The 19,355-nt window shown below is 46.0% G+C and carries 14 protein-coding genes; 5 read left to right on the top strand and 9 right to left on the bottom strand.

Translation table 11 applies throughout. From position 1 onward, the window contains the following. Positions 1 to 158: 158 nt before the first annotated feature. The 5 genes from K0O23_RS06515 to K0O23_RS06495 form a co-directional block, all read right to left on the bottom strand. Positions 159 to 1,598, bottom strand: coding sequence for a glycosyltransferase family 2 protein (locus K0O23_RS06515; protein WP_246596966.1), 1,440 nt, complete (start codon positions 1,596 to 1,598; stop codon positions 159 to 161). Beyond that, positions 1,595 to 2,689, bottom strand: a complete 1,095-nt coding sequence (locus K0O23_RS06510) for a HEAT repeat domain-containing protein (protein WP_219876596.1) — start codon at positions 2,687 to 2,689, stop codon at positions 1,595 to 1,597. The genes K0O23_RS06515 and K0O23_RS06510 overlap by 4 nt, the downstream gene beginning before the upstream one ends. Beyond that, on the bottom strand, positions 2,689 to 3,921 hold the full coding sequence (locus K0O23_RS06505) for a YaiO family outer membrane beta-barrel protein (protein ID WP_219876595.1): 1,233 nt from the start codon (positions 3,919 to 3,921) through the stop codon (positions 2,689 to 2,691). The genes K0O23_RS06510 and K0O23_RS06505 overlap by 1 nt, the downstream gene beginning before the upstream one ends. After that, positions 3,918 to 4,286 (bottom strand): response regulator transcription factor, encoded by a 369-nt coding sequence (locus K0O23_RS06500; RefSeq protein WP_219876594.1) that lies wholly within the window; start codon positions 4,284 to 4,286, stop codon positions 3,918 to 3,920. Before K0O23_RS06500 ends, K0O23_RS06505 begins: the two co-directional genes overlap by 4 nt. 102 nt (positions 4,287 to 4,388) lie before the next feature. Further along, on the bottom strand, positions 4,389 to 7,007 hold the full coding sequence (locus tag K0O23_RS06495) for a CHASE3 domain-containing protein (protein WP_219876593.1): 2,619 nt from the start codon (positions 7,005 to 7,007) through the stop codon (positions 4,389 to 4,391). A gap of 224 nt (positions 7,008 to 7,231) precedes the next feature. Between K0O23_RS06495 and K0O23_RS06490 the strand changes: the two genes are divergently transcribed. From K0O23_RS06490 to K0O23_RS06480, 3 genes are all read left to right on the top strand, one after another. Then, positions 7,232 to 9,010 carry an aminopeptidase P family protein gene (locus K0O23_RS06490; protein WP_219876592.1) on the top strand — a complete coding sequence of 593 codons (1,779 nt, stop codon included), beginning with the start codon at positions 7,232 to 7,234 and terminating at the stop codon, positions 9,008 to 9,010. Positions 9,011 to 9,478: 468 nt separating this feature from the next. Then, complete coding sequence (locus K0O23_RS06485; RefSeq protein ID WP_219876591.1) at positions 9,479 to 11,059, top strand: T9SS type A sorting domain-containing protein; 1,581 nt, start codon at positions 9,479 to 9,481, stop codon at positions 11,057 to 11,059. A gap of 187 nt (positions 11,060 to 11,246) precedes the next feature. Next, positions 11,247 to 12,158: an AEC family transporter gene (locus tag K0O23_RS06480; protein ID WP_219876590.1), complete on the top strand. Its 912-nt coding sequence runs from the start codon at positions 11,247 to 11,249 to the stop codon at positions 12,156 to 12,158. Between the two features lie 150 nt (positions 12,159 to 12,308). On the opposite strand, the gene K0O23_RS06475 is transcribed toward K0O23_RS06480, so the two are convergent. Beyond that, positions 12,309 to 12,947, bottom strand: coding sequence for a hypothetical protein (locus K0O23_RS06475; RefSeq protein WP_219876589.1), 639 nt, complete (start codon positions 12,945 to 12,947; stop codon positions 12,309 to 12,311). 784 nt (positions 12,948 to 13,731) lie between these two features. Then, positions 13,732 to 14,268, bottom strand: a complete 537-nt coding sequence (locus tag K0O23_RS06470) for a CopD family protein (RefSeq protein WP_219876588.1) — start codon at positions 14,266 to 14,268, stop codon at positions 13,732 to 13,734. 137 nt (positions 14,269 to 14,405) lie between these two features. Between K0O23_RS06470 and K0O23_RS06465 the strand changes: the two genes are divergently transcribed. Then, positions 14,406 to 15,515 (top strand): alanine racemase, encoded by a 1,110-nt coding sequence (locus K0O23_RS06465; RefSeq protein ID WP_219876587.1) that lies wholly within the window; start codon positions 14,406 to 14,408, stop codon positions 15,513 to 15,515. A gap of 2 nt (positions 15,516 to 15,517) precedes the next feature. Then, entirely contained in the window at positions 15,518 to 16,447 is a 930-nt protein-coding gene (locus K0O23_RS06460) for a glycoside hydrolase family 25 protein (protein ID WP_246596965.1), read from the top strand. A gap of 49 nt (positions 16,448 to 16,496) precedes the next feature. On the opposite strand, the gene K0O23_RS06455 is transcribed toward K0O23_RS06460, so the two are convergent. Next, the gene (locus K0O23_RS06455) at positions 16,497 to 17,420 is read right to left on the bottom strand and encodes a hypothetical protein (protein WP_219876586.1); all 924 of its coding nucleotides are present in this window, start codon (positions 17,418 to 17,420) and stop codon (positions 16,497 to 16,499) included. Positions 17,421 to 17,503: 83 nt separating this feature from the next. After that, positions 17,504 to 19,324 carry a glycosyltransferase family 2 protein gene (locus K0O23_RS06450; protein WP_246596964.1) on the bottom strand — a complete coding sequence of 607 codons (1,821 nt, stop codon included), beginning with the start codon at positions 19,322 to 19,324 and terminating at the stop codon, positions 17,504 to 17,506. Between the last annotated feature and the right edge of the window lie 31 nt (positions 19,325 to 19,355).

Genomic DNA, 19,355 nt, shown 5'->3' with positions numbered 1-19,355 from the left:
TCATGGAAGCTTCCATCTCGTTCTGGGTCATAGTGCCGACGGCTGGCAGGGCTTTTTCGCCGGGTTTGGCCGAACTTTGCTATGCCTTAAAGTCCATTGCCTCCAGCGTAGCATGCTCTGCCACCAATACAGTTCGCTCTACCAGGCTCTTCAGTTCCTTAGCTCTTCTTTTGTGCGAAACCGGCGCGTGTCATTTCGCCCCAGCTTTTTTTGCCTGTTATCAGGTCGTAATTGCCTTTCACAGCTGCCCAAACCGTAACCGGATGATACAGAAAGGGTTCAAGCAAGGCTGTTAGTACCAGTTTAAGCATGTGACCTGGCCGTTTATACTGCTGGTAAGACCGCTCTTCAAATAAGATAGCAAACACCGATACCATAATAGCAAACGAGTATACCAGCCCCAGAAAAGAGAAAAAGTACAACCAATTAGCGTAACCAAGTATGGCAAGTATAATAAAGAACAACAGGCCAAGGAACTCTATCAGCGGAGCCAGCCACTCAAACAGCACCCACATTGGTAAACTAACCAGACCAAGTATGCCGTAGCGTTTGTTTAGGATCATCTTGCGGTGCAGCAGCAGCGTTTCGGCAGTGCCACGGGTCCAGCGGTTGCGTTGTTTTTTTAGTATATCCCAGGTTTGGGGTGCCTCCGTCCAGCATAGCGGATCTGGGATAAAGGCTACTTTGCATGGTTTCTTTTCTTCGTAGAGCATGCGGCGCATACGCACGAGTAGTTCCATGTCTTCGCCAACGGTATTGTGGTTATAGCCGCCGGCCTTTATTACAGTGGCTTTATCAAACATACCAAATGCACCCGATATAAGCAGCAAACCATTTACATGGGCCCATGCCATACGTCCCATCAAAAAAGCCCTGAAGTACTCCAGCACCTGTACCCTCGGAATAAATTTATCAGGCACCTCTACTTTTACCAGGCGGCCGTCTTCCACTACGCAGGAATTGGCAATGCGAATGACACCTCCTGTAGCAATAACCGGCGTTTTTTCTTCCATAAACGGCTTTACCAGCTTCAGCAGCGAGTCCGATTCCAGTACACAATCTACATCTATGCAGGCAATCAGCTTATTTGATGACACATTGATACCTACATTCAAAGCATCGGCCTTGCCGCCGTTTTCTTTATCTACCACCACCAGTTTATGGTACGCCGGATTTTTAGCTTTATAGATTCCCCGGATAGGTTTGGTTTTGACCTGGTTGTCGGGTAGCAGGTCTATTTTCTCGAGTTCGTAGGCTTCGATCAGAAGTGCCAGGGTATTGTCTTTGCTTCCGTCGTTTACAATAATAACCTCATAGTTATTGTAGTGCAATGCCAGTAGTGAGCGTACATTGTCAACTATCGTCATCGATTCGTTGTAAGCCGGGGCTATAAGCGAGACAGACGGCGAAAACTGGGAAGCAAGTATGGTGCGGTAATCTACAAAGCTGTTACGTTCTTTATACTGCTTCATGGCAATTGCTGACATTGTAGCCAGCACAACATAACTGGCACTGATGCACAATGCGTAAACAAGCACCAGGTGGTTGAAAAAGACAGCAGTATAGCTGATGTACTGGTTCATTAGCTCTGTTATCATACTTTGTAGCTAAGTGCAGTCGCCGCCAGTTGCTGCAACGCGTGTTCCGGGTTATTTTTTATCGCCAGTACTTTGCTTTTGCCTTCCTGGCCGCTTTGGCACAAGGCTCTGGCAGCAGCCAACTGCAGACGTCTGTTCTCAACGCCTAATATTTGCTCAAAAAATGGTATACTTTGCCTGTCACTAATGGCAGGGAGTGTTCTTAATATCTCTAATTGAATATCGGTACTTTCGTTGGCGAACATGTTAGTAAGCATCGGCACAGCATCGCAGGTCTCCAGTTGACGCAGCGTAATAATGGCCTCCTCCCGTACTTTGGCAGACGGATGCTGCAGCAAACCAAGTATTGTATCAGAAGCGCTGTGCTGCCCATAGAATGAGATCATCCGGAGGCAGAAAATAACTATACTTTCCTCTTTGCTACCCAGCCAGCGTTCAAAATTCGGGATTGTTAGAACATGTGATTTATAAGCAGCTCGTGCCAACTGCAGTTGTTGCCAATCCAGGAGAGGCTCTTTCAGGTCATCCAGAAAAGAAAACGGTGCATCAGACTTAAGCTTTAGCAGTGCGATTTGTGCCTCAGAGCGAAGGGTGGGATGAGGATGGTTGATAAATGTACGGATCAGTTCGCTATACTTATTTATACCCATGTCAGCCAGTTCGCTGATGCCCTTGGCTATTTCGTGCCAATATCCGGAATATAGTTTTTGCTTGCAATATTGCTGCAAGCCCAACTGCTGATACAGATGCCTGAGCTTATCGGCAGATTCACCGATGAGGTTTTTGTGAAGCGATACAATGTTTTCTAGCACGATTTGGCGGTGCCCTCTTTTCTGAATATAATGGCTGGCAAAAGCTGTCAGGGCGTCCTCATCGGTATGGTCTTCAAAAATGTAGGAAGTAAGAAAGATTTGTATATCCTCCTCTGTTCTTCGGCGGCGGGTAAACCTAAAGCCGTAGCGCAACCTGCTTAAAAGTATAAATGCAATAAGGCCAAGCGTAAGCCCTACGAAACCGGCAGTAAGGTAAAGGTTAAACTGAACAAGCTTATCATCTATGGCAGGAAGTATGTCTAGTAAAGTTTGCTCCATTACTCAAACCTGTATTGCAGCGAAAAGCTGGTAGTGTAGCGGTTACGTGAGCTTTCTTTGCTTAGCTCTTCGTGCTCGTACTGTAACAAAGCACCCCAGTAACAACTGTTCCCGAGCCTGAACCTGCTTTCTATGCCCACTCTGCTGGCATCCAGTCTGTTAATTTCCTGTAAACCAACCTGTGTGGCAGGAGTGCTGCCTTTGGCTAAGGTTAATGTCAGGTGTTGGTCTTCATCTATTAAGTATCTTCTTAGCTGAATTATACCTGTCGCCTGTACTTTTCTATGTTGCTGCTGTATAAATGGCCTGATGCCTGCCCAGTATTTGCCCCAGTATTTGCCAATGTGGCCTGTATAAAGCCATATGGTTTCGTTGGAGTAAACTAATGTACGCGCTCCCAAAGATACTTCCATGTTAAGTGGCAGCTTTCGGTACACTTCCAGGCCGGCACGGTAATCCGGGAAAAGCTTGCTGGCAGAAAAGCCGGCATTCAGATAGAGATAAGTTTTGTCATTTAGCCTTGGCCAGAAATCCAACTCGCCCTGCAGTGCCTGCTGCTCAAAGCGGTTGGCATAGTTAACTCTGCCGCTTATACTTCCGGGCTTGATCAGGCGGGTATACTCCAAAGAAGCCAGGTGCCAGTCTGGTATATTTGTGTTAAATGTGGCATACTGATACTCTGTACGAATACTGTTTATACTTGCCAGGTTGTGCAACTGCGCTTTAATATTTTTATACGTAATACCTTTTTCAGTCAGCGACTCCAGCAGTTGGTCGGCTTCTTTATACTTTTTTAGTTCAATTAATGCACCGATCTTATATTCCAAAAGCTCCTGCGATTGCGGAGCGATAGCTAATCCTTTGTCTACATAAGAAAGTATAACTTCAGGATGTTCTTTGGATCGGAGACCCAACTGGGCAAGAGCCAGGTATACTTCGGCATGTGATGGGGCAGTGGCCAAGAGCGGTTTTAGTACGGCGCTGGCAGAGTCATACTTCTGCTCCCAGGTGTAGGTATTGCCTATAAGTATGGCCGCATCAGTATATGCAGGAGCTACAACCAGTACCTTTCTGGCTAGTTTGCGGCTAGTGTTATAGTTGCCCTGCTGTGCTGCCTGTTGTGCCTGTTGCAGCAGCGAATCTGCGTTTACAGTTGATTGAGCACTAACTGTGCCTGCCACTATTACAAATGAAATAACAGCAAACAGTTTTACTTTTTGTAACAGACTCATCCAGCGTAAGGCTGACGTACTAAAAGCCTTTTTACCCGCAGCGACAGCTCTCCAGGACTAAAAGGTTTGGCTATAAAATCGTCGGCTCCTAATTTAAAGGCATCGATCACAGTTGTTTCCTCATCGGCACCAGACAGTACTATAACCGGTACATTAGGGTGGTTGGTTTTGATGTATGAGAGAAGCTCCATGCCCATTATAAATGGCAGCATCAGATCTGTGATTACAAGTTTAAAGGAAGAAGTTTTCAAGTTTTCGATTGCCTCTTTGCCATTTCTTGCCGCTGTTACTTCGTAGCCGTCCTTCTTTAACCTGAATTCCAGCGCTCTCAATATCATTTCATCGTCCTCAACTATCAGGATCATAATGTGTAGAATCTTTATTTAAAAATTAACAAGCAAATTGTCTAATAATAAGGCAAGGCTATTAAGCTGCTATACTTTAAGGCTTTACCAGCGAAATTACAATTATGCTTCTATTTCTGCTTTAGACCAGGTAACTAGTTCATCTATGGCTGTCTCACCTATTCGGGCAACCTCTTCGTAGAGTGGCTTTAAAGTATTCAGACCACTGGAAATTTTAGCGCGTTTTTCAAGCTGTGACAGCCCTTCAGCCATACTTTTTATTCCCATCATAGCTACAGAAGACTTTAACTTATGCGCGGTTTCAACCACTTGTGCCAGCTGTTCACCTTCTACTGCTTGTTTCAGCTTGTCTAGCTCTATAGGTGTATGTGTTAGAAACAAGTTCACCATTTCTTTTACAAAATCTGTATTGCCGCCCGACATGTTTATGAGATAAGAAAGATCATAAATTGTAGGTGCCGGCACAACCGGAGAGAATTCTGTTTCTGAAGATGCGGCATCGGCCCCAAGCAGCATGTATATCTTGCTTTGCAGCTCGTTGGCCTTGAATGGTTTAGATAAATAATCATTCATGCCAAACGCTATGCACTTCTCCTTTTCACCACTCATAGCATGTGCTGTCATGGCCATAATCGGAATATCAATAGTAAGCTGCTCTCTTATAATGCTGGTCGCCTCGTAGCCATCCATGACAGGCATCTGTATATCCATCAGAATAACATCGAAGTGCTTGCCGGATTTAAGTAATTCTACTGCTTCGCTGCCATTCGAGGCTATCTCAACAGTGAAGCCCATATCGCTCAAAACTCTATAGGCAAGCTTTTGGTTCAGGAGGTTATCTTCAGCTACTAACACATGAAGTTTAAGCTGAACTGTACCTGCCTCTAAATGAGATTGTTCGCTGTAAAGTATAAGGTCGTTTTCTGAGGCATTTTTATAAGGAAGCAAAACCGTAAAGATAGAACCCTTGCCCAAAACAGAGTCTATACTTATTTTACCGCCTTGTAGCTCTATCAGGCTTTTTACAATTGTTAAGCCCAGACCGGTACCGCCAAACTCACGGGTAGTAGTTGTTGTGGCCTGGCTAAAGCGCTCAAAAATACTGTCGAGCTTATCCTGCGAAATACCAATGCCGGTATCCGAAACGGTAATTTCTATCCAACTCTGGCCCAGATCCTGCTCTTTAACACGCGCATCCACAGAAACTCCTCCTTTCGAGGTAAATTTAATGGCATTCTGTATCAGATTATACATGATCTGAGTAAGCCTTACGGGGTCTCCGATGAGTAACCACGGCACTTGCTCCTGGCAATTTATAGTTAGCTTCAGGCTCTTGTCGTGGGCGCTGTTCTGTAGCAAAACCTGCAGCGACTCGAAAAGCGGTTTTAAGCCGAAAGGTATCTCTTCCAGCTGCATCATGCCAGCCTGTATTTTTGATACGTCCAGTATGTCGTTGATTATGGTGAGCAGATTTTCACCTGATGATCGAATGGCTTCAACGAACTGCTGTTGCTCTGCATCCAGGGGAGAGCGGTGCAACAGGTTTGTAAAGCCAAGTATGGCGTTCATCGGGGTACGAATCTCATGGCTCATATTTGCCAGGAAGCGTTCTTTTGCCAACGAAGACTCTTCTGCTGCCTTTTTTGCCTGCTTTAACTCAAACTCCTCTTTTTTGCGGTTCGTTATATCATCAAAAGCTGCTATAGCATACACAATTTCCTGCTGACTATTGTATACAGGGCTTGCCATTTCGGACAGAAGTATACTATTATCATGGTTTCGGATCTCAATGTTATCCACCATAGAACTACTGCCTGTAAGGGCTTTCATTACAGGCATTTCTTCCAGCGGATAAAGTTCGTCTGTACCTGCTTTGATTACTCTATGGTCTTTAACCAGTTGTTGCAAGTTATGAGTAGGGCCATCCTGGAAAATTTTATGCAGTGTATCTCTTCCCTGCTTGTTAGTGAAAAAGAGGTCTCCGGCGGCATCTCTAACAGTAATTCCGATTGGCAGTGCTTCGAAAAACTGCTTTAACCTGGATTCATTTTCACGTAACTCAGACTCTAAAATTTCACGCTTATTAATATCAATAAAAATAAACACCACCGCAGCAAGTATAACCAGCACAATGAGGAGTGTGGTTATGATATTGATGATGTTTACATAATCGGAGAGTTCCTCGCTTTCCTCCATCCTCTGTTGCAGCAAATCTATCTCAGTTTGCTCTATGCCTTTTAGCTGTTCACGGATGGTGTCCATTAACTGTTTCCCATACCCTGAGCTGATCATGGCAATTCCTGTTTGCTCATCGTGCTTTATGGTAGAGTCGGTGAACTTTACCTTGGCATTAATGTACGGCCTTATCTGATCTATCTTTTGCTGCTGAGAAGGGTTGTCGGATGTGAGCTGCTGAATAGTGGCTAGTTTTGCAAGTATACTAATCTTTAATTCACTGTGGTTGGCAAGGAAGGAGGTGTTTCTGCTAATAACGTAACCCCTGGTGTTGCTTTCCAGGACAGTAAGCCCGGTATTTATGTCCTCAAGCTTGAGCATCACTTCGTGTGTATGAGAAACAAGGTCCTGCGTCTCATGCAGGTCTTTATTTAACTCTAGTGAGAAAAGCTGTATAGGTAGGGCAAGTACAAGCGTTAAGCCAAGGCTAGCTAAAATCTTGATTTTTAAATTGCGGGAGCCTGAAGCTAAAAACTTATTTAACACTGGTTAGCAGGATAAATGAAAGCGCAAATTTGGTTAATTTTTTGAAGTTAAAAGCGTGTTATGTACTTAATTTGTTGAAAATTAATAATTATATATTACCCGGATTATATAGCTTATTCTAATATTTGCCTTAAGCAATTGGGTTAGATAAGCGAAAAATAAAGTTCTTCGGCATTTCTCCCCATCTTTCCTTAATTTGCTTCAAACCGAAAACTGATTTATACATGACCTACCAAGAGAAACTAGCAGCCATCCGAAGCCAGATGAAAGGCGAGGGCATAAGTGCCTACATCATTCCATCGGCAGATCCGCACATAAGTGAGTATGTTCCAGACAGGTATAAGTGTATTGCCTTTGCTTCAGGCTTTACAGGCTCGGCAGGCACGTTAGTTATTACAGAAGATGCAGCCCATCTCTGGACGGATGCACGCTATTTTGTACAGGCAAACGAGCAGTTAGAAGGTACAGGCTTTGAGCTGGCAAAATTAAGGGTGCAGAATGCACCGGAATATATTGGCTGGCTGGCAGAGCTTTTGCCTGAAGGCGCAACTGTAGCCTATGACGCAAAATTGATCTCAGTTAGCCTGGCACAGCTACTGGAGGCTGAACTTGTACCGCTTGGCCTTAAAATTAATAGCGACCGAGATTACCTTGACCCGATCTGGCATGATCGGCCTTCGCTACCTGCATCGCCTGCATTCCTGTTAGGCGAGGAGGTAACAGGAGAGTCGATGGAGAGCAAACTGCAAAGGCTGCGCACTGCCCTTAAAAAGTATAGAGCCGATTACCACCTGATATCTTCTTTGGATGATCTGGCCTGGTTGTTTAACATGCGTGGCTCAGATGTAAAGTGCAATCCGGTGGTGCTTAGCTTCGCGCTAATCAGCCAGGATAAAGCTATGCTGTTTATGGATGCGGCCAAACTTTCAGAAGAAGACCAGCAGCGGCTACATAAAGCCGGAGTAGAGTTGGAACCATACGACCTGATCGAGAAAGCCATCATAAGTTTACCTGGCAGTGCCAGTATTTTTATTGATCCACGCCGCAACTGCTATGCCTTGTACAAGCTTCTGCTAAAGTCGATGCGTGTGGTACAGGATATCAACCCTACCACTTATTTTAAGGCCCAGAAAAACGATGCAGAAGCAGAGTTCACGCGCCAGACTATGGTGAAAGACGGTGTAGCCTTAACACGTTTCTTTAAATGGCTGGAAGAGAATATCGGAAAGACCAGAATTACGGAGTTGACAGTAGTAGATAAAGTACGTGAGTTTAGAGCTGAGCAAGAAGGATTTGTAGGTGAAAGCTTTGATACAATATCGGGTTATAAAGCACACGGCGCACTACCGCACTACAGAGTAACCGAAGAAAGTGATGCAGAGCTGCAGCCGGATGGCCTTTTCCTGGTAGACTCTGGTGGACAGTATACTTCCGGTACTACCGATATCACACGGGTGGTATCCTTAGGCAACCTGACAGAAGAGGAAAGTGTAGATTATACACTGGTGCTGAAAGGCATGATAGACGGCTCTACGGCACGTTACCCAAAAGGCACTAAAGGCTACCAGATAGATGCCATCACCCGCAAGCCGTTGTGGGACTATGCCCGCAACTACGGCCACGGCACCGGCCACGGTGTAGGCTTCTTCCTCAACGTGCATGAAGGGCCGCATGTACTTAACCCAACGCCTACCGATGTGCCGCTTGAGTTAGGCATGATTTCGTCTGTGGAGCCTGGTATTTACCGTGAAGGCAAGCACGGCATCCGTATCGAAAACCTGGTGCTGACGGTGAAGGATGAAACAAACGATTTTGCCGAGTTTTATACTTTTGAGCACCTCACGCTTGCCCTGATCGATACTACGCCAGTTAAAAAGGAATTGCTGGAGGCACACCAGGTAAAATGGCTGAATGAATATCACCAAAAGGTAGTGGAAAAGCTAGGCCCGCACTTAACAGCAGAAGAACTGGCTTGGCTGAAAGAAAAGGCGAAGGCAATTTAATTATCGATTTCTGATTGTTTAAAGCGTTTATACTTCTTGAAGTATAACCGCTTTTTTCTTTTGCGTTGCCTGGTCCGGCTACCCCTAAAACTCCTTAGAGCTACGCTCACTAGTTTCACACTCTCGTTCCCACTAACCCTAAGTGGGGAATTCATATTTACTCTTTCATCTGCCATCACAATAGTTAAAGTCATTCCCTTTTGTCATTTTGGAAAGATCTTGGCAGGAGGTAGGTTAAGCAAAAGCTAAAGAGCTTACATTTCAGGACTAACAGCAGTACTCTGTGCCTTAGACAAGTCAAAGATCCCGGACTTGTTTCGGGAGAGGGTCAGTTGGATACCTTATCACCAGTCAACTTATACACGGCAAATTACTTACTAAATTATACTTTCCAGCTGCAACCTTTCCACCCAAAATCAGATAAAAGGAAGTCTGGATACAAGGAAGTCTGGATACAACGCTTATACTATGCCCTTAAAATATCTACTCAACTTATTTGCTGCCCTGGTACTTGCTTTGCCACTTGCAGCACAAGCCCAAAATACACCTCAGGCTGCTTCTGTTACTGTTAAAATCGATGTGCCACAGACTATGCGTTCCGGCGTTTTTGCCGTGGATCGCTTTGCAACTATACCACCGGATTTTAAACTGGAGGTGTTTGCCAGGGTAAGTGGCGTACGCTTTATGGCTGTAGCCCCCAATGGCGATTTGTTTGTATCGATGCCCTGGGATGGTAAAATTAAAGGGATAAGGCAGTTACAAGGTGGAGGCCTGGAAGAATTTGATTTTGCTGATGGTTTGCAGCGCCCTCACGACATTGTGTTCCATAAAATAGGAACTACGCAGTATGTGTATATTGCTGAGAAGAACCAGATAATCCGTTACACTTACACAAACGGCGACAAGCGGGGCCAGAATAAGCAGGTTATTGTAGCCAATCTGCCCGACGAAAGTTTATCTGAGTTACAAGGCAAGTATGGCCATGTGCTCAAAAACATTGCCCTCGATGGTAATAACAAGCTTTATGTATCCATTGCTTCTACATGCAACGCCTGCATAGAAGATACACAGAGCAACCCGAAACGCGGCGCCATTTACCAGTATAATGCCGACGGTACAGGTGGCCGCCTGTTTGCAGAGGGGATCCGCAACGCAGAAGGCCTGGCTTTTGTGCCGGGTACAAACAACCTGTGGGTAACCCTGAACCAGCGCGACAATATTGCCTACCCATTTAATGACGGTACCGGCAATTACGGTAAAGTAATACAGAGCTATGTTGATAATAATCCACCGGAAGGGATAACGCTGGTGCGCGATGGCGGTAACTATGGCTGGCCATTCTGTAACCCTGACCAACGTCAGGGCATGAACAACATGGGCTTTATCAATGATGTGCAGCTTAATCCCAACAATACTGTAGACTGCAACGGCATGGACCGCATCAGCAAAGGCATAAACGCGCACTCTGCGCCACTAGGTTTGCTCTTTACCCAAAACACACAAATGCCACAGGCGTACCGCAATGGTGCACTGGTTGCATTGCATGGCTCCTGGAACCGCTCTAAAGCCACCGGCTATAAGATAGTATACTTCCCCTGGCAGAATGGGCTGCCCGGCAACCAGATAGACCTTGTTGGAGGTTTCCTTAACTCAGACTCTACAGAAGCTTACAGCCGCCCCGTTGATATTGCCATAGATGCACAGGGCAGCCTGTTTATTTCGGATGATGCCGCCCATGCCATTTACAAGTTAACCTATACCGGAGCAGTAACGTCAGCAGAGCGAGAGGCACTGGATAAAGCCGTAGAAGTATACCCGGTGCCTGCATCAAAAGCGCTGAATATTAATATAAGTGATGTAAAGAGCAGAGAGATGCAATTTATACTTACCAACGCGCAATCGGCAAACGTGCTGGATGTTACCAAGCCTATAAAAGCGGGAGCAGCCAACAAACTGCAACTCGATATAAAAGGCCTGGCGGCTGGCGTATACTTTTTAAGTATAGTTACGGATAATACCCGTGTGGTGCGCCGCATCGTGATACAGTAAATTGACATCATCTCAACTACAGCAGCCCATAATACTTGATGGAAATAAATAGGGCTTCTGTAGTTGAAATAATATGTTAAGTAAGGTAGTGTCTTTTTTCATCTTCATTCGTACATAGCCAACAATCAGCAATTAAATCTACCTTTGCAGCTTATACTTTGGGTTGCCGGCTGTCGGCCTGTTTACGATGAGCAGTTTTATACTTCTATTCGGATGTCTTATACTTGGTGTGCTGCTGCAGCGGATTCGTAATTTCCCAACGAACACCCCGCTGGTGCTCAACCAGTTTATCATCTATATTTCGTTGCCAGCGCTGGCTTTATATTTTATACCTGAAATTACGCTGGACAGAACGGTGCTACTACCGGTTGGGGTGGCCTGGATATGCTTTGCAGGGTCTGCTTTGTTTTTCTGGAGTTTGGGTAAAGCCTTTGGCTGGTCGCGTAAACTCACAGGTTGCCTTATACTTACTGCCGGCTTGGGTAATACTTCGTTCATCGGTTTCCCGGTAATAGAGGCGCTTTACGGGCAGGAGGGACTTAAAACGGCTATACTTATCGATCAGCCGGGTTCCTTTTTTATACTTTCTACGGTAGGTATTGCAGTGGCTGCCGCATTCTCCAGGGGCAAAGCAGATGCTAAGGCCATCACCAAAAAGATTCTCACGTTTCCGCCTTTCTTCACGTTTGTGCTGGCTATACTTTTAAACCTTTTTAATCTCCACTTTTCCGATGATGTAAAGGAGGTGTTTCAGCGATTGGGAAGTACAGTTACTCCACTGGCACTAATTTCTGTTGGGTTGCAATTGCGCATAGAGCGCCGCAGCAAACACTGGCGGTTTCTGGCATTAGGCCTGACTTATCAGCTTATACTTGCTCCCTTACTGATCTATACGTTGTATGTAGGTGTTCTTGGCTTGCGGGGAGAAATGATACAGATCACGATAGTTGAGGCAGCGATGGCACCAATGATAACGGCCTGTATAGTTGCGGCAACGTATGGCTTAAAACCTAAGCTAGCCAACATGATGATAGGTTTTGGCATACCGATATCGTTTATCACACTGGCTTTCTGGTATTGGTTTGTACAGGGAATTTAGTTGTTGGTTGCTGGTTATTGGTTATTAGAAGAGGGAATACTTATTTGTCTAGGCAGGTACAGGCTGGCAAGAAAGACGCAAAGTATTGCGTCTCTACACTCACAAATCTCTAGCAACTAACTCCAATAACCAATAACCATCAACTAAAAACTACTCCTCCGGTTCCTCGTAAGTGTCCAGCTTTATCTTTTCGATCATCAGGTAGTTCTTAAACTGGTGGATCATGCGGTCCATTTCCTTTTCTTTTGTTGCCAGTGCCTCTACTTCCTCGTCAGAGGTCTGCAGCACGGGGCGCAGCTTATAAAGGCTATCCTGTAGTTGTGGAATGGCTGCTTCGGTGTGCTGTCTTAGTTCCTCGTTTGGCTGTGTGTGCAGGCTTTGCTCCAACTCCTGAATATACATCTCCAGAAACTCGGCCATGTGCCATGGGTTATTGGGTTTGTTCCAGGTAAAGGTGGTATTGCAGCGGCGGCAGCGGTAAGTGTTGCATTTCCAGCCGTAGTCGTTGTTGGCTACGCCGTTTTTCTTCAGCATATCCGCTTTCTGGCACTTGGGGCAAAAGGCATTATCTTCGATTACCTTCTCCAGGCGTTCACGCTTGTCAAGTATGGCAGCACGGTTTTCTGCGTGTTTATACAGTTGTGCTTCCAGATTCTGGCATGCGCTTGTCAGCTGCTCGTGTTCCTGGCTAAGTTCTCCCGTTTCCATTAATAAGTTGGCACGCTTACTAAAAAAGCGTATCAGCTTTATTAATTCTCTCTCGTTTGCCTTTAGTGCTGTATTGTTCATAAGTTAATGCTTTGTACAAAGATAAGAAATTATGACGGAAGAAGACAGGAGAGGGGGAAAGCTGTTAGTCTAAATGAAACTGTTTTCTCGAACATTTTTGAGAGAACAGTTTTGTTCTTTTCATGCACCATGAAGCTTTAATGCTGTTAGCCGGCTTTTCGCCTCGCCGGCTGGGCCCTAATTTTTGTCCCCGAATCAAGTTCGGGATATCCTACTTGACACAATAAGTAGGCAAAAAAGTCAAGTGGCACATCCCGAACTTGATTCGGGGACGCTCCAAACTCGCTGAACGCTCTTTATCGAGGGCCCCTACCCCCAACAGTGGACCGTCGTTTGGTGCACCTGGCAGAAGCCGTCGTTTTATAGAAAAAGTATAAAAGTCAATCCACTCCACTCCTCTCTTTTTGTCATCCTGTCAAGGATGTTGGTGGAAGGGAGGTTAAGCGGCAGCTGCCATGCAACTCACCCCCAGCCCCTTCGAGGGGAATTTATATTTTGTTTCTTTTGTAGAAGCCGCCAGCTAAGAAGTGTCGATCTCAGTCCTTGGGTGGGGGAAGGGGCCCTCGAGAAAGAGCGCCTCGAGAGGTTCCGGTGACGAACGAAGTGAGGCATTGCGACGCAGGAGCAAAGGAAGCGAAAGCAGCGCGATGCCCGAGGACGAGGCCATGCGGCCGTGAGCAAACTAAAGCCAAAAATGAAACGATAAGCAATTAAGACTAAGGAAGAACAGCAGCTCGATAGAATAGCAGCTTCCACCTCTCTAACTCCCAAACTTTCTACCTCTTTACCTCTCCCTAACCTTTTTATAAACCCGTATCGCCAGCATCAGGATAACAGAGAAAAGTATAAGTCCTATAATTCCCCAAACCATACTTAAAGCACTTTTCAACACCACTAAAAACACAACACTGATCAGGAAAAGGGTGGCTAATTCGTTCCAGACGCGGAGTTGGGTAGAAGTATACTTAAGGATACCCTGTTGCTGTTGTTTAAAGATGCTATGGCAAAGAAAGTGGTACACATACAGGCCAAGCACAAAAGCTATTTTCCAGATCAGCCAGCCCGGGAAAGGATCGTACAGGCGAAGTGTTATGACAATACTGGTGCCGAAGATAAGTGTAAGTACAGCAGATGGCCAGGTAATGCCATACCACAGCCGCTTCTGCATAATAGAGAACTGCTGCTGAAGTATGCTGCGTTCCGGTTCCGGTTTTTCAGAAGCCTCTGTGTAGTATATAAAAAGCCGCACGATATAAAACAGCCCGGCAAACCAGGTTACCACAAAAATAATGTGCAGCGCTTTAAGGTATAAATAGCTCATAGCCTAATCGGTGTTCGGGCAAAGGTAAGACGAAATGTTTAAACGCAGTATCAAAACAAGAGCCATACTTACACGCAGCTTTTTTGGCGAAAGATTAGTACCTTCACAGCATCCTGCAATAAATTACCTTAGTAACGATGAACATAACCACTCCTACGCTATTACTGGATAAGAAGAAAGCCTTTAACAACATTCAGCGGATGGTAGAGAAAGCCAGAAACAGCGGCGTACGCCTGCGTCCGCACTTTAAAACGCACCAGTCGGCACAGGTAGGAGAGTGGTTCCGTGAATTTAACATCGATTCTATTACCGTTTCTTCTATCCGTATGGCCTGGTATTTTGCCCGCCATGGCTGGAACGACATATTGGTAGCTTTTCCGGCAAACATTCTGGAGATGGAAGGTATAAACCTGCTGGCAGGTAAGGTAAATCTGCATCTGGTTGCCGTAAACCTTGAAACCGTAGAAGCGCTGGCCAAGGGCCTGGAGCAACCAGTTCGTATCTGGCTTAAAATAGATACAGGTTACCACCGTACGGGTATCCTGCCACACGCACATATAGAGTTGGACGAGATGCTGAATCTGATTCATAAAAGCGATAGGCTGCATTTCGAAGGATTTTTAACGCATGATGGTCATACGTATAAAGAAACAGAAGTTGAAGCCATACGGTCTATCCATAACACGTCTGTTTACCTGCTGCACCTGCTCCGTGATCGCTATAAAGCACAGTTTCCTGATTTAAAGCTTTCCATGGGCGACACTCCGTCCTGCAGTATACTGGAAGATCTGAGCGGGGTAGACGAGATCAGGCCAGGCAATTTTGTTTTTTATGACCTCACACAAGAGCATATTGGCTCTTGTAACTACGCAGATATAGCAGTGTGCATGGCTTGCCCTGTAGTGGCCTTGCACCCCGACAGGCACGAGATCATACTTTACGGCGGCAGTGTGCATTTCTCCAAGGACTCGCTTCAGCTAGCTGATGGCTCGGTTATTTTCGGACGTGTTGTGGCTCTTGCGGATAATGGCTGGTCTGAACCGCTGGAAGGCATTGAACTGGGTTCGCTGTCGCAGGAGCACGGTATTGTAAAAGCCACACCGAAGATGTTCGGAAAGTATAAAATAGGTGATCTGATGGGGATTTTGCCGGTTCACTCCTGCCTTACCGCTGATGTTATGAAAGGTTACCTAACTACAGGCGGCGAACAGTTGGAGCATATGTCGGGTGTAGGCCAGCTTGTATAGTTATGCCAAAGCAGATGGATTTCTGGCCTGAAGACAAGGCTACACGCGACGAAAAAATGGCGCTGGCAAGTATAAAAAATATTAAAAAGCCGGCTCTAAAGTATAAACAAACTGCTAAACGGACGGCATCGCCTAAAAAACCTTCAAAACCCCGAAAACCACGAGGTAAAAAGAAGCCCCAGAAGTCAACCAGACCATTCTGGATCGGGATTGCGGTATTGGCTGCCATTGCAGTGGTGGTGCTCTATGTAGAGTTTTTTGGCGTTAAGCGGCAAGCTGCATGGCCGGAAGGGCACAGCCCAATGGGAAGTACCTTATTGGGAATAGATGTGTCGCGGTATCAGCAAAAAATCAATTGGGAAAAAGTAAAAGAGAATGATGTATCGTTTGCTTTCCTGAAGGCTACAGAGGGTGCTAAATTAAAAGACAGCTTTTTTGAACGTAACTGGGAAAACACTGGTAAAACCGGTATTATAAGGGGAGCTTACCATTTTTACCTGCCAAACGTAAGCCCGGACCTGCAGGCTAAGAATTTCATCAGCACTGTAACGCTGGGTCCTGGCGACCTGCCTCCAGTATTGGATGTGGAAGTTAGAGGTAAAATGCCGCTGAATCATTTCCGTGGCGACCTGAAAGAATGGCTGGTGAAAGTAGAACGAAAATATGGTGCTAAACCTATCATTTATACTGGTTACAGCTTTTACAAAGATTACCTGGAAGGCTATTTTGATGAGTACCCCCTCTGGATTGCCCATTATAATGTACAGGAACTAAAGCTTAAACGCGACGCCAGAACCCTGCTTTCTTTCTGGCAGCACACCGATAGAGGCGCAATAGAAGGTATAAAAGGCAGCGTAGACTGCAATGTTTTTTACGGCAGTATGCGCGAGTTGAAGAGTTTCTGTATTCAGCCACCTGTTGCCAAAAACTAAAGAGGCGCAGCAAATATGCTGCGCCTCTTTAGTCTTAAATATTCTATACTTAGTATCTGTCAAAGTCTCTGTCCCTGTTCCAGGTTCTGCCACGGTTATGGCTGCTTAAAAAATCCGGTCTTTTTCTGCTGTCAAAAGCATGGTTTGGGTCGTAGTCATAATCGCTGTCCGGATGGTGGATGCGGGCATTTTCTCTGTCGCGCGCATACGGATCGTGTTGCTGGCGCTGGCCGTAACCACTACCGGAAGAGCCTCTCATACCATAATTATCGCTGCTATAAGAGCCCATAGAGCCGTAATCGCCCATGTCGGATCCTCTGGTGGTGCGATTGTATCCACTACCCATGTAGCTTCCTTCTGAGCCACCATAGCCCGATGAGTCATAATTGTCGCGGTCCCAGTAGTTGCTGTTGTCACTCATGTCTTTGCGGCCTTGGGTGCGGTTACGGTCAAAGTCGTAGCGGCCTTGATCTGTGCCCTGGAATCTTCTGGAAACATCTGAGCCGTAAAGGTCTTCAGGAGTGTCGTCGTGGTGGTAACCGGAGCCGTGGCTATCGTAGTCGCTGCTATAGCCATAAGAGCGGCGTCCTTGTGCTGGTGAGCTGGAACGAGTTCCCATACCGCTTTCGTAGTGGTAAAGAGAGCCGGAGCCTTCCTCGCGCTGTGTTGGGTAGCCTCCTCTGCTGCTGCCATAGCCCTGCGAGCCGCCGTAGCTGCCCATGTTGCCAAAGTTACGAGATGTACTGTACGTGCCGCTTCTGTCTCTGCCACTTAGGTTTCGTGAACCACCCATTTCGTTACCCTGGTTGCCCCAGGTTCCGCTGTGGCTTTCATCGCCATATCCACCCCTTGCTGGTGAGCCATAGTCATCAAAGCGGTAATTGCTATCCCGTTCCGGGTGCCTGTAGCGTTCAGAGCGCCGGGTCTGGTAGCCTTCGTTCATTCCATACTGATCTGATTGATTTCTGTTCATAGCTTTCGTTTTTAAGGTTATTTAATAGCGATTTTACTCTCTATCTTAACGAAAGCAGGGAGATGGGGTTAAGGAATTTATCTTTAATCCTTTTGGGGATGGCCGGATTTATCTTTAGTGAAAAAAACTTTTAGTGCCTGAGGGTCTTTAAGCTTAGGCTCTACCTTTGCCGTCAGCGGTTTTATGTACTCGCTTAGCTGACTTCGGCCGGCTGTGTAAGCAGCTGAAATGATGGCCGCCACAATAACTACAGCATAGGCAAGGTGTCGTATGCCATCGTAAAAACCATGGCGTGTACGGTGTACGGCCAGTCTGAGCGGCATTATAGCCGGCTGAAGTATAGAGGCATGCAGCACATGATGCCTCACCCATTCCATAAAGCGTTCCTGCCCGATAACAACAATAGACGCCACAATAATCACATTTGTTAATGCAAACATAGCCATCATCTGCACATATGGGTTGTTATGTAAGTGGTCGTATTTGTACTGGCTGTACAAAATGGCACCGATACTGATCAGGCAAACCAGTATGTTGGGTATACTAAGCAGGAAATTGTTTTTAGGCTTATCGTCTTTAGGCGTTGGGATGTAAGGCACCTTTACGCGGAGTATAGAATAGATAAAGCCTAAGCCAAAGATCCACCATGTGCCCGTACGAAGTATACCGCCAAACATATGGAAGCCCTTTTCGTTTTTTTCGTGGTACCACCGCTGCGCAAACTGCCTGATACAGATAGAAATGCAGAAGAAAGGCATAAACATTACCACAAACTCGCCAAGCGACACATACCACGGAAACTCGGCAAGTATAAGTGCCAGCACCGGAATCATAAAGTCGAATAAATTAAACACACCGAACAGGTAATAAAGCGGCAAGGTAAAGTAATGGATTTTTTGCCTCCAGGTAAAATGCCTGAACAACTTAGGGTATACTGCGAAAAGTAACTCAAAAGTACCGCGTGCCCATTTTATCTGTTGCTTATAGTAAGCAGCCAGTGTTGCTGGCACCAGGCCTCTTGTAAGTATTTTTGGTACATATACCGATTTCCAGCCTTTGGCGTGCAGTTGCATGGCCGTGTGCATGTCCTCCGACAAACCAGCTGCATGGCCGCCAATGCTGTCAAGGGCTTTACGGCGGAAGGTGCAGTTTGCACCGATAGCCTGTACGGTCCCGTAGCTGTTCATGCCCATCATCATGGGGCCATAGAAACTATAGGTCTGTTCTGCCGCGCCGTAAGCTATCAGGCTTTCTTTCTGGTTGCTATATGCCTGCACTACCTGCACAAAACCCACATCAGGATCTTCAAAATAAGGGAGCACCTCATCCAGAAACTCAGGCTGTGGCACATGGTCTGGGTCCAGTATCAGGCATATGTCTCCGGTTGCCTGCTGCAGGGCATTGTTTATGTTGCCGGCTTTTGCGTCTATCTTTAAAGTACGGGTTATATGCTTTACACCTAAGCGTTTACAAGCAGCTTTTAAAACCGGATCGTCACCTTCGTCGCATAAGTAGGTGGTGTGTGGGTACCTTATTTGTTGAATTGCCTCTAGGGTGCCGATGATCATACTGTGCGGCTCCCCTGGGCAGGCTGTTGTTAGTATATCTACTTTATACTTTGTTCTGAGTCGGGGCTTTACGGGTACGCTTACATCAAAATAATGGTACCACTCGTGCAAAGTTCGGAGCAGTTTAAAACCGAGGGCAGTGGTAAGCAGCCAGTAAAGTGGGCCATATCCAACATGATCTTCGTCCAGAAACCAATACAGGAAGAGGCCCATGGTTATTAGGCCAAGTATGATCATAAACCGGATAGCATGAACATCCTTCGGGTTAGGAGCCACTTCAAGGTCTGGTTTATTTTGTTGTGCTATAAGATGCTCTGGGTTTAAAGAAGACATCATGTAAGAGGGATAAATAGGATCAGTAATTCGT

Origin of the sequence: Pontibacter aydingkolensis (assembly GCF_019443125.1) — a bacterium.
GTDB classification, from domain to species: Bacteria; Bacteroidota; Bacteroidia; order Cytophagales; family Hymenobacteraceae; genus Pontibacter; species Pontibacter aydingkolensis.
The sequence above is the reverse complement of the archived record's forward strand: the minus strand, read 5'-3'. Positions and strand labels throughout refer to the sequence as shown.